We start from the raw sequence: 396 nt of genomic DNA, 5'->3' as shown, positions 1-396 counted from the left end.
GTCGTGTAGAACGGGGTCAAGTAAAGGTACAAGACGAAGTTGAAATTGTAGGTTTACAAGAAAAAGCACGCAAAACAGTGGTAACCGGTGTAGAAATGTTCCGTAAGTTGCTGGACTTTGCAGAAGCTGGTGACAACATTGGAGCGCTGTTGCGCGGTGTTGACCGTAAAGAAATTGAGCGTGGTCAAGTACTGGCAAAACCTGGTACCATTAACCCCCACACCCATTTCGAAGCAGAAGTATATGTACTGTCCAAAGAAGAAGGTGGCCGTCATACCCCATTCTTCAATGGCTATCGTCCACAGTTCTACTTCCGTACCACCGACGTTACTGGCGTAATCCAACTGCCAGAAGGTGTAGAAATGGTAATGCCTGGTGACAACACCAAGTTCACCA

At 47.0% G+C, this 396-nt stretch carries 1 protein-coding gene; it reads left to right on the top strand.

Annotation, left to right across the window (positions count from 1 at the left end):
* Positions 1-396 (top strand): EF-Tu/IF-2/RF-3 family GTPase (locus tag V6C27_14845; GenBank protein MEG6617659.1); only part of this gene is annotated, 396 nt, incomplete at both ends.

The organism is Peptococcaceae bacterium 1198_IL3148, assembly GCA_036763105.1.
Taxonomy (GTDB): Bacteria; Bacillota; Desulfotomaculia; order Desulfotomaculales; family Desulfohalotomaculaceae; genus JBAIYS01.
The sequence above is the reverse complement of the archived record's forward strand: the minus strand, read 5'-3'. Positions and strand labels throughout refer to the sequence as shown.